Annotated in this window: 9 protein-coding genes; 8 read left to right on the forward strand and 1 reads right to left on the reverse strand. The window is 72.0% G+C overall.

What is annotated here, in order from left to right:
• The first annotated feature begins 2 nt into the window (after positions 1-2).
• Genes rdmC through rdmE form a run of 3 tightly spaced genes read left to right on the forward strand, consistent with a single transcriptional unit; the run spans position 3 to position 3,285 of the window.
• Entirely contained in the window at positions 3-899 is an 897-nt protein-coding gene (gene rdmC, locus ACWIF2_RS23175; RefSeq protein ID WP_454362541.1) for an anthracycline biosynthesis tailoring methylesterase RdmC, read from the forward strand.
• A complete protein-coding gene (locus ACWIF2_RS23180; protein ID WP_454362550.1) occupies positions 896-1,645 on the forward strand; it encodes a class I SAM-dependent methyltransferase in 750 nt (249 codons plus the stop codon). The genes rdmC and ACWIF2_RS23180 overlap by 4 nt, the downstream gene beginning before the upstream one ends.
• Positions 1,642-3,285: an aklavinone 12-hydroxylase RdmE gene (gene rdmE, locus ACWIF2_RS23185; RefSeq protein ID WP_454362543.1), complete on the forward strand. Its 1,644-nt coding sequence runs from the start codon at positions 1,642-1,644 to the stop codon at positions 3,283-3,285. The genes ACWIF2_RS23180 and rdmE overlap by 4 nt, the downstream gene beginning before the upstream one ends.
• Positions 3,286-3,426: 141 nt before the next feature.
• Here the strand turns inward: rdmE and ACWIF2_RS23190 are convergent, their stop codons facing one another.
• Positions 3,427-4,467: a Gfo/Idh/MocA family protein gene (locus ACWIF2_RS23190; protein ID WP_454362544.1), complete on the reverse strand. Its 1,041-nt coding sequence runs from the start codon at positions 4,465-4,467 to the stop codon at positions 3,427-3,429.
• A gap of 162 nt (positions 4,468-4,629) precedes the next feature.
• On the opposite strand from ACWIF2_RS23190, the gene ACWIF2_RS23195 reads away from it, so the two are divergent.
• From ACWIF2_RS23195 to ACWIF2_RS23215, 5 genes are read left to right on the forward strand one after another with little or no spacing between them, the layout of a single operon-like run.
• Positions 4,630-5,991: a hypothetical protein gene (locus ACWIF2_RS23195; RefSeq protein WP_454362545.1), complete on the forward strand. Its 1,362-nt coding sequence runs from the start codon at positions 4,630-4,632 to the stop codon at positions 5,989-5,991.
• The gene (locus ACWIF2_RS23200) at positions 5,988-7,274 is read left to right on the forward strand and encodes an activator-dependent family glycosyltransferase (protein WP_454362546.1); all 1,287 of its coding nucleotides are present in this window, start codon (positions 5,988-5,990) and stop codon (positions 7,272-7,274) included. The genes ACWIF2_RS23195 and ACWIF2_RS23200 overlap by 4 nt, the downstream gene beginning before the upstream one ends.
• Before the next feature lie 11 nt (positions 7,275-7,285).
• On the forward strand, positions 7,286-8,587 hold the full coding sequence (gene rfbH / locus ACWIF2_RS23205) for a lipopolysaccharide biosynthesis protein RfbH (RefSeq protein ID WP_454362547.1): 1,302 nt from the start codon (positions 7,286-7,288) through the stop codon (positions 8,585-8,587).
• A gap of 7 nt (positions 8,588-8,594) precedes the next feature.
• Complete coding sequence (locus ACWIF2_RS23210) at positions 8,595-9,389, forward strand: SDR family NAD(P)-dependent oxidoreductase (RefSeq protein WP_454362548.1); 795 nt, start codon at positions 8,595-8,597, stop codon at positions 9,387-9,389.
• Between the two features lie 8 nt (positions 9,390-9,397).
• Positions 9,398-10,756, forward strand: a complete 1,359-nt coding sequence (locus ACWIF2_RS23215) for a nuclear transport factor 2 family protein (RefSeq protein WP_454362549.1) — start codon at positions 9,398-9,400, stop codon at positions 10,754-10,756.
• The last annotated feature ends 46 nt before the right edge of the window (positions 10,757-10,802 follow it).

The following is a 10,802-nucleotide window of genomic DNA, read 5'->3' on the forward strand; positions in this document are numbered from 1 at the left end:
ACATGTCCGAACGCATCGTGCCGAGCGGGGACGTCGAGCTGTGGAGCGACGACTTCGGTGACCCCGCCGACCCGGCGCTGCTGCTCGTCATGGGCGGCAACCTCTCCGCCCTCGGCTGGCCCGACGAGTTCGCCCGGCGGCTCGCCGACGGCGGCCTCCACGTCATCCGCTACGACCACCGCGACACCGGCCGCTCCACCACCCGCGACTTCGCCGAGCACCCCTACGGCTTCGGCGAACTGGCCGCCGACGCGGTCGCCGTCCTCGACGGCTGGGGCGTCGACCGGGCCCATGTCGTCGGCCTGTCGATGGGGGCGACCATCACCCAGGTCATCGCGCTCGACCACCACGACCGGCTGAGCAGCCTGACCATGATGCTCGGCGGCGGGCTCGACATCGACTTCGACGCCAACATCGAGCGCGTGATGCGCGGCGAACCCACGCTGGACGGCCTGCCCGGGCCCCAGCAGCCGTTCCTTGACGCGCTCGCCCTGATGAACCAGCCGGCCGAGGGACGGGCCGCCGAGGTGGCCAAGCGCGTGAGCAAGTGGCGCATCCTCTCCGGCACGGGCGTGCCGTTCGACGACGCCGAGTACGCGCGGTGGGAGGAACGGTCGATCGACCACGCGGGCGGCGCCCTCGCCGAGCCGTACGCGCACTACTCGCTGACCCTGCCGCCGCCGGCCCGGGCCGCCGAGCTGCGCGACGTCACCGTGCCGACCCTGGTCATCCAGGCCGAGCACGACCCGATCGCCCCCGCGCCGCACGGCAAGCACCTCGCCGGGCTCATCCCCACCGCCCGCCTCGCGGAGATCCCGGGCATGGGGCACGCCCTGCCCTCCTCGGTCCACGGGCCGCTCGCCGAGGTCATCCTCGCCCACACCCACTCGGCGGCCTGACCGTGGCGGACGAGCAGCGCGCGGGAGAGACCATGTACGGGGCGGACCTCGCCCGGGTCTACGACCTGGTGCACCGGGAGCGCGGCAAGGACTACCGGGCCGAGACCGAGGCGGTCGCCGCCGCGGCCCGGCGGAGCAGGCCGGGCGCCGGACGGCTGCTCGACGTCGCCTGCGGCACCGGAGGCCATCTGCGGCACTTCGCCGACCTCTTCGCCCACGTCGAGGGAGTGGAGCTGTCGGAGCCGATGGCCGAGGAGGCCCGGTCGGCGCTGCCCGGGGTGAGCGTGCACGCGGGCGACATGCGCGACTTCCGCCTCGGCACCACCTTCGACGTCGTGACCTGCATGTTCGGCTCCGTCGGCTATATGACATCGGTCGCCGAACTCGGCCGGGCCCTGAAGATGTTCGCCCGGCATCTGGAGCCGGGCGGGGTGGCCGTGGTCGACCCGTGGTGGTTCTACGAGACGTTCGCCGACGGCCATGTCTCCGCCGACATCGTGACCGTCGACGGCGTCACCGTCTCCCGGGTCTCGCACTCCGCCCGCCGGGGCCGTACCTCGCACATGGACGTGCACTTCGTGGTCGCCGAACCCGGCGCCGGAGCCCAGCACTTCGTCGACACCCACATCATCTCCCTGTTCAGCCGCGCCGAGTACGAACAGGCCTTCCGGGAGGCCGGCTTCGCGGTCGAGTACCTGCCCGAGGCGCCGTCGGGCCGCGGCCTGTTCGTCGGTGTCCGGGCGTGAACCAAGCGACGGGAACGCGCAAGAAACGACGAGAGAGGAACGACATGAACGACCACGAGGTCGATGTTCTGGTGGTGGGTGCGGGCCTCGGCGGCCTGTCGACGGCGATGTTCCTCGCCCGGCAGGGCGTCCGCGTGCTCGTGGTGGAGCGCAGGCCGGGCCTCTCGCCCTATCCGCGGGCCGCCGGGCAGAACCCGCGCACCATGGAGCTGCTGCGCATCGGGGGCGTCGCCGACGAGGTGGTCCGGGCCGACGACATCCGCGGCACCCAGGGCGACTTCGTCATCCGGCTCGCCCAGAGCGTGCGGGGCGAGATCCTGCGGACCGTCTCGGAGAGCTTCGACGACATGGTGGCCGCCACCGAGCCGTGCACGCCGGCCGGCTGGGCGATGCTGTCCCAGGACAAGCTGGAGCCGATCCTGCTCGCGCAGGCGCGGAAGCACGGCGGCGACATCCGCTTCGACACCCGGCTGCTCTCCTTCAGCCAGGACGACGACGGCGTCACGGCCCGGCTGATGGGGCCGGACGGCGAGTACGACCTGCGCGCCGGGTACCTAGTGGGCGCCGACGGCAACCGCAGCCTGGTGCGGGAGTCGCTGGGCATCGAACGGTACGGGCACGGCACGCTGACCCACATGGTCGGGGTCATCTTCGACGCGGACCTCTCCGGGATCATGGAGCCGGGCACGACCGGCTGGTACTACCTCCACCACCCGGAGTTCACGGGCACGTTCGGGCCTACGGACCGGCCCGACCGGCACACCCTCTTCGTCGAGTACGACCCCGACAAGGGCGAGAGCCCGGAGGACTTCACACCGGAGCGCTGCGTCGAACTCATCGGCCTCGCCCTGGACGCCCCCGAGGTGCAGCCCGAGCTGGTCGACATCCAGGGCTGGGAGATGGCGGCCCGGATCGCCGAACGCTGGCGCGAGGGGCGGGTGTTCCTGGTCGGTGACGCGGCGAAGGTCACCCCGCCGACCGGGGGCATGAGCGGCAACGCGGCCGTCGCCGACGGGTTCGACCTGGCCTGGAAGCTGGCGGCGGTGCTGCAGGGGCAGGCCGGGGCGGGACTCCTCGGTACGTACGAGGACGAGCGCAAGGTCGCCGCCGAGCTGGTCGTGGCAGAGGCGCTGGCGATCTACGCGCAGCGGATGGCGCCGCACATGGCTGATGTGTGGGACAAGTCGGTGGGGTACCCCGAGACGCTGCTCGGGTTCCGCTACCGGTCCTCGGCGGTGCTGGCCACGGACGACGATCCGGCGCGGGTGGAGAACCCGTTGACGCCGAGCGGGCGTCCCGGCTTCCGTGGGCCGCATGTGCTGGTGTCGCGGCATGGGGAGCGGCTCTCGACGGTTGATCTGTTCGGTGACGGGTGGACGTTGCTGGTGGGGGAGCTGGGGGCGGGCTGGGTCGCGGCGGCGGAGGCGGTCGCGGTGGAGCTGGGGGTGCCGGTGAGGGCGTACCGGGTGGGGGCCGGGCTGACCGACTCCGAGAACGTGGTGTCCGAGCGGTATGGCATCGGGAAGGCGGGGGCGAGTCTGGTGCGGCCGGACGGGATTGTGGCTTGGCGTACGGATGAGGCGGCGGCTTCTGCGGGGCAGACGCTTGAAGGGGTTCTGCGCAGGGTTCTTGACCGCTGAAGGCATGGCTTCGCGCCCCGCCGGAGGAATTGGCGGGGCGCGGTGTCGTTGGCGGCTGCGGGTGGGTGGGGGTTGTTCGCGCCCACGCGGCGGAGCCGCACATCGACGCAGCCCCGCGCCCCTAAAAGCACAAGCAGGGCGTCAGCCCAAGCCGGATTCCTGCGTCACGACGTCATGTGGGCGGGACTTCGGGTCGCCTATGAGACGGGCCGCTCGGCGGACTCGGTCGAGGAGCAGGGCCTGGCGTTGGATCGCTGAGGTGTCGGCCAAGGGGCCGGTGTTCGTGAGGGCCGCTCGGACGAAGGCGTCCATCGCGTTGAAGACCTGGTTGTCCTCGGGCAGTGAGCGCTCCGTCGTCACGTCCTGCTGCTCGATCCTGACCACCGGCCTGAGCTGCTCGGGCGGCGTGAACGCGCGCCGGACGCTCACCCGGCCCCGGTTGCCCCACAGCGCGTAGGTCGACCGGTAGGAGTGCTCGAAGCCGAAGTCCAGCTGGGCCGTCACCCCCCGGTCGTCGCTCAGCAGCACACTGCCCGCCACATCGGCCCCGGTCGCCTCGTCGACGCGCAGACACGCCCCGAGGACGTCGAGTTCCCCGGTGAGGTACAGCTGGGCCGCCCGCAGGGGGTAGACCCCGACGTCGAGCAGCGCGCCCCCGCCCAGGGCCGGCTGGTACCGGAACGAGTCCGGCGCCAGCGGCGGCACCGCGAACGAGCCCGAGAAGAGGCGCAGTTCCCCCACGGACTCGTCGAGCATCGCGCGTACCGCCGCGTGCTGGGAATGGTGCAGGAACATGAAGTTCTCGGCGAGCACGAGTCCGAGTTCCGCAGCGGTCGACATCAGCTCGAGAGTTTTCTCGTACGTGTCCGACATCGGTTTCTCGACCAGCACGTGCTTTCCCGAACGCAAAGCCCGCAGCGCCCACTCGTGATGCATGCCGGGCGGCAGCGGAATATAGACGGCGTCAAGGTCGTCCCGCTCGACGAGTGCCTCGTAATCGCCCACGCCACGGCAGCCGAAAACGGCCCCCACCCGCTCGGCCCGGTCCTTGTCCCGGCTGGCCACAGCCACGAGGTCGACGTGGTCATGCGCGGCGAGCACGGGCATGATCCGGCGTATCGCGATGTTCGCCGTTCCGATCACGCCCATTCGGAGCGCCCGTTGCTGACGGTGCTCTGGCATAGGGATCCTCATCACCTTGCGGGAGTCCAGTGGGTTCCCCACCGTACGACCGGGAGATCAAGCACTGCTTGAGGAACGGTGGATACGGAAAACGGCAGTTCGAGTGTTCTTCTAATACGGCCCCGTACCTTGCCGAGGTAATCGGATGACGGAGGTGGCGGGGTGACGGCGGCGACGAATGCCCTGGGGCGCGAACTGCAACTCGTCCACGCGGCACAGTGGCTCTACGCGATCAACGCGGAGCCGTTCGTACCGGGGGCGGGTGACCCGTACGCCCGGCTGGTACGGGGATTCGAGATCGGCGAGGACGGCACGGACGGGACGGACGACGCGGGCGGGACCCTCGCGGCGATCGCGGAGCGGGGGCCGGTGTGGCGCAGCCGGCTCGACACCTGGGTCGTCACCGGCCCCGAGGCGCTGCGGGAGCTGTCCGCCGGCGCGGAACCGGCGGTGTCCGCGGCGGTGCCGCAGGCGGAGGCATGGCTGCCCGAACCGGAGCGGCAGCGCACGACGGAACTCGCCCGGGACCTGGCGCGGCGGGGCGGGACGAGGGCCGTGGGGAAGCGGGCCGGAGCACTGCGGGAGCTGGCCGGACAGGCCGCGGCCCGGCTCGGACCGGGCCCGGTCGACCTGGTGGCGGACTTCGCCGAACCGCTGATCGCGGCCGGGTTCGCCGTGCTCCTGGACGTCCCCGAGGAGCGGCGCGCGGCGTTCGCCGCCGATCTCGCCGCGGCGGCCCCGGCCGTGGACGCGCTGCTCTGCCCGCAGACGCAGGACACGACGCGGCGGCTGGCGGCGGGCGTACGCGGACTGCGGGAACTCTTCGCCGGGCGCGCTCACGCGGAGGCGGACCTGGTGCTCGCGGTGGCCGGGGCCCGGGCCGCGGCGGACCTGCTCGGCGACGCGCTGCGCAGGCTCCTCGACCGGCCCGGTGAGTGGGAGCCGCTGCGCTCGGACCCCGCGCACGCGGCCCGGCTGGTCGAGGAGGCCCTGCGCCACCGGCCGCCGTGGCGGGCCTGCCCCTTGGTGGCCCTTGCCCCGACGGAGGTGGCCGGCACCCGAATCGAGGCGGGCGACATCGTCACCGCCATCACGACCACGACCGCCGTACCCTCCGGGATCGCCGGGGCCGCCGGGACCAGCGGCACGGCCGGGATCGGCGGGACCCCCGGCGTCACCGAAGTCGGCGGGGTTTCCGGCGTCACGGGGGCCGCCGGGGTCGCGGGCACCATCGAAGTCGGCGGGGTTTCCGGCGTCACGGGGGCCGCAGGGGCCACCGGCACCACAAGGACCGCTGATCCCGCCGGCACCACCGGCGCCCCCACCCCCACCCCCCTTCCCGTGGCCGCCTGCGCCGCCCTGCTCCCGGCCGCGCGGGCGCTCGCCGGGCACGCGCTGGTGGCGCTGGCCGCGCGGGTCCCGCTGCCGCGGCCGGACGGCGAGCCGGTGCGTGTGCGCCGGGCGCCCCTGACCCGGCGCCTGGTCAGGCTGCCGGCCCGACTCGGCGAGGAGGAGACGCGATGAGGGTTCTGTTCACCTCACTGGCCCACCACACCCACTACTACCCGCTCGTACCGCTCGCGTGGGCGCTGCGCACCGCCGGCCACGAGGTGCGGATCGCCAGCCAGCCCGAGCTGACCGACGTCATCACCGGTACGGGACTGACCGCCGTCCCCGTGGAGTGGTCGCTCGGCGCCCTGGAGGACCTCGGGCTGCTCGGAAAGCTCCACGACGAGGCCTCGGCCCATGTCCAGGGCTTCGACTACGCCGCCCGGGGCGAACACCCCTGGGACTATGAGCAGTTGCTGGCACTGGAGAACATCATGGTGCCCACGCTCTACGGCGCCCTCAACAACGACACCATGGTCGACGCCCTCGTGGACTTCGCCCGCTCCTGGCAGCCCGACCTCGTCGTCTGGGAGACCTTCACCCTCGCCGGGGCCATCGCGGCCCGGGTGACGGGCGCGGCGCACTGCCGGCTGGTCTCGGGCCCCGACATCAGCGTGCGGGCCCGCAAGGAGTTCTTGCGGCTGGCCGCCGAGCAGGAGCCGGAGCACCGCGAGGACCCCACCGCGGAGTGGCTGGAGCGCACGCTGCGGCGGCTGGGATGCGACGCCGGGTTCGACGAGGACATGGTCACCGGGCAGTGGACGGTCAACACCACACCGCCCAGCACCCAGCTCGACCTCAAGCTGCCGACCGTGCGGGTGCGTCACGTGCCGTACAACGGCCCCGCGGTGGTGCCGGACTGGCTGCGGGCCGACCCCGGGCGCAGCCGTGTCTGTGTGACGCTCGGCTCCTCGGCCTCAGACGTCGGCGTCGACATGGCCGAGCTCCTGGCCCATCTCGCGGAGCTGGACGCGGAGATCGTCGCGACCGTCGACGAGGCGACCCGCGAGGCCGCCCAGGACCTGCCGGACAATGTGCGCCTGGTCGACTTCGTCCCGCTCAACGACCTGCTGCCCACGTGCGACGCGATCGTGCACCACGGCGGTGTCGGCACCAAGGCGACGGCCGAACTGCACGCCGTTCCCCAGCTGATCCTGGCCTTCGGCTGGGACACCGAGGTCATGGGGCGCGGACTCGAGGACATCGGCGCCGGCCTGTGCGTGCCGAGCGGCGACCTGCTTCCGGACGTCCTGCGCAAGCAGGTCCAGCGGCTGGTCAGTGAGCCGTCGTTCGCGCAGGGCGCCCGTCGGCTCCAGGAGGAACTGCTCGCCGTGCCCAGCCCCAACGAGGTCGTTCCGGTGCTGGAACGCCTGGTCGCCGAGCACGGCACGAACGGCTCAGTCCACGACCGAGGGTGAGGGATCCAGACGTGACGGACACCAAGGCGCTGGTGCTGGAACTGGCGCGCAAGTACCACAAGGAACAGGAACCGCGCGGGTTCGAACCCGGGGTCACGCCGATCCTGTCCTCGGGTGCGGTCCTCGACGAGGAGGACCGGAACGCCCTGGTCGAGGCGGCGCTGGAGATGCGGATCGCCGCCGGGGTGCGCACCCGGAAGTTCGAGAGCGAGTTCGCCCGCTACTTCCGGCTGCGCAAGGCCCACATGGTGAACTCGGGATCATCGGCCAACCTGCTGGCGGTCAGCGCGCTCACCTCACCGAAGCTGAAGGACCTGCGGCTGCGCCCCGGCGACGAGGCCATCACGGTGGGCGCCGGCTTCCCGACCACGATCAACCCGCTCGTCCAGAACGGCCTGACACCGGTCTTCGTGGACGTGGAACTAGGCACCTACAACGCCTCCCTGGCCCAGATCGAGGCGGCGATCTCCCCGCGCACCAGGCTCATCATGATCGCGCACGCCTTGGGCAACCCGTTCCCCGTCGCCGAGGTCGCGGAACTGGCCCGCCGGCACGATCTGTTCCTCATCGAGGACAACTGCGACGCCGTCGGCTCCACCTACCAGGGCAGGCTCACCGGCACCTTCGGCGACCTGTCGACGGTGAGCTTCTACCCCGCCCACCACATCACCGCCGGTGAGGGCGGCTGCGTCCTCACGTCGAGTCTGGAACTGGCCCGGATCGTCGAGTCGATGCGCGACTGGGGCCGGGACTGCTGGTGCGAACCGGGCACGGACAACACCTGCCTGAAGCGGTTCGACTACCAGCTCGGCACCCTCCCGGCCGGCTACGACCACAAGTACATCTTCTCCCACGTCGGCTACAACCTGAAGGCCACCGACCTCCAAGGCGCCCTGGCACTCAGCCAGTTGAGGAAGGTCGACGACTTCGGCGCGGCCCGGCGGCACAACTGGCAGCGACTGCGCGACGGCCTGGCCGATGTGCCCGGACTGCTGCTGCCGAGGGCCACCCCGGGCAGCGACCCGAGCTGGTTCGGCTTCGCCCTGACCGTGCTGCCCGACGCGGGCTACACCCGCAGGGACCTGGTCGACTTCCTGGAGGGCCGCAGGATCGGCACCCGCCGGCTGTTCGGCGGGAACATCACCCGCCATCCCGCCTACGAGGACGTGCGCTACCGGATCGTGGACGAGCTGGTCAACTGCGACACCGTCACGGAGGACACCTTCTGGATCGGCGTCTATCCGGGGCTCACCAAAGAAATGCTCGACTACGTCGTCGAGTCCATCACCGAGTTCTGCACGCGAAAGGGCTGATCGGACGATGTCCTCGAGGTTCACACCAACCAGCAGGGTCGCCGTCGTCACCGGTGCCACCAGCGGGATCGGCCTCTCCGTCACACGGTCCCTGGCCGCCGTCGGCCACCGCGTGTTCCTCTGCGCCCGGGACGCCGACCGGCTCGCGCTCACGGTCAAGGAGCTGCGCGCCGAGGGCCACGACGTGGACGGCGCCGCCTGCGACGTACGGGAGGTGGCGGAGATCGAGGCGCTGATGTCCGCCGCGGTGGAGCGCTACGGGCCCGTCGAGGTGCTCGTCAACAACGCCGGCCGCAGCGGCGGCGGCCCGACGCACACCATCGCCGACGAGCTGTGGGACGACGTGATGGCCACCAACCTGGACAGCGTCTTCCGCGTCACCCGGGCCGTTCTGACCACCGGCCGCATGCGCGAGGGCGGCTGGGGCCGGGTCGTGAACATCGCCTCCACCGGCGGCAAGCAGGGCGTGGTGCTGGGCGCCCCCTACTCCGCCTCCAAGCACGGGGTCGTCGGCTTCACCAAGGCCCTGGGGCTGGAACTGGCCAAGTCCGGGATCACGGTCAACGCGGTGTGCCCCGGCTATGTGGAGACGCCCATGGCGGTGCGGGTCCGGCAGGGCTACGCCGCCGCCTGGGAGACCACCGAGGAGGAGGTGCTCGACCGGTTCCAGGCCAAGATCCCGCTCGGCCGCTACACCACGCCCGACGAGGTGGCGGGCATGGTCGGCTACCTGCTGACCGACGCGGCCTCATCCGTCACCGCGCAGGCGATCAACGTCTGCGGCGGGCTGGGAAACTACTGAGGAGAGCCATGTCGGACGAGACCGAGCACACCACCGTCCACGAGATCGAGGTGCGGGCCCCGGCGGAGGCCGTGTTCGACCTGGTCGCCGAGGCTTCCCGCTGGCCGGTGCACTTCCCGCCGAGCGTGCACGTCGAGCGCCTGGAGGGCGACGACCGGCAGGAGCGGCTGAGGATCTGGGCGACGGCCAACGACGAGGTCAAGAGCTGGACCTCGCGCCGCGAACTGGACCGGGCCGGATTACGGGTGACGTTCCGGCAGGAGGAGTCGCGGACGCCGGTGCGGAGCATGAGCGGCGAGTGGCTGCTGCAGCCGCTCGGCGACCGGGGGACCCGGGTGCGGTTCACCCACGCGTTCACCGCCGTGGACGACGCCCCCGAGCACGTCGAGTGGATCCGCCGGGCCATCGACACCAATACCGACTCCGAACTCGAGGCCCTGCGCCGGGGTGTGGAGGACGCGGACCCGGAGCTCACCTTCACGTTCGACGACAGCGTGCGCGTCGAGGGCTCGGCGAAGGACGCGTACGAGTTCGTCCGCGCGGCCGACCGCTGGACGGAGCGGCTGCCGCACGTCGCCCGGGTCGTCCTCACCGAGGACACCCCGAACGAGCAGATCCTGGAGATGGACACGCTGACCGCCGACGGCGCGACCCACACCACCCGTTCGGTGCGCGTCTGCTTCCCCGCCGAGCGGATCGTCTACAAGCAGATCCGGACACCCGCGCTGATGGCAGCCCACACCGGCGAGTGGATCTTCGAGGAGGACGACAAGGGCTGCACCGTCACCTCCCGGCACACCGTGCGGATCGAGCCGGCCGCCGTGACGAGCGTCCTCGGTCCGACGGCGGACGTGGCCGCCGCCCGCACCATGATCCGCGAGGCGCTCGGCCGCAACAGCCTCACGACGCTGCGGTGCGCGGCCGACCACGCCGAGCGGCTGCGCGGCGCCGAGCCGGTCCCCGCCGGGACGTATGTCGCCGTGCAGCAGTTCTACGCCCGGCAGATGCGGCTCCTCGACGAGCGGCGGGCCGAGGAGTGGGCCCGGACGTTCACCGAGGACGGCGTCTTCGCGCAGAACATCGCCCCCGAGCCCCTGCGCGGCCGGGACGCCGTGGCCGCGGCCGTACGCCGCAACCTGGAGCGGACGGCGGACACACCGGAGCAGCGGCGGCATGTGTTCTCCATGCTCACCGTGGTGCCCGGGCCCGACGGCTCCCTGAGCACCCGCTGCTACGCACAGGTCCTGGTCACCCCGGCCGGAGGGCCGGCCAGGCTGCACCTGAGCGCGGTGTGCGAGGACGAACTGGTGCCGCACGGCGACGGCTGGCTGGTGCGCCACCGCAGGGTCGAGCACGACGGCGTCTAGCGCCCGCGCCGACCGTCACACACCTTCGGGCCGCACCGGCGAACCC

The sequence above is a fragment of the Streptomyces sp. NPDC055506 genome (assembly GCF_053643595.1).

Coding starts and splice junctions, on each gene's coding strand:
- ACWIF2_RS23190 (WP_454362544.1), bottom strand. CDS start 4,467: ATGCCAGAGCACCGTCAGCAACGGGCGCTCCGAATGGGCGTGATCGGA.
- ACWIF2_RS23200 (WP_454362546.1), top strand. CDS start 5,988: ATGAGGGTTCTGTTCACCTCACTGGCCCACCACACCCACTACTACCCG.
- ACWIF2_RS23210 (WP_454362548.1), top strand. CDS start 8,595: ATGTCCTCGAGGTTCACACCAACCAGCAGGGTCGCCGTCGTCACCGGT.
- rdmC (WP_454362541.1), top strand. CDS start 3: ATGTCCGAACGCATCGTGCCGAGCGGGGACGTCGAGCTGTGGAGCGAC.
- ACWIF2_RS23215 (WP_454362549.1), top strand. CDS start 9,398: ATGTCGGACGAGACCGAGCACACCACCGTCCACGAGATCGAGGTGCGG.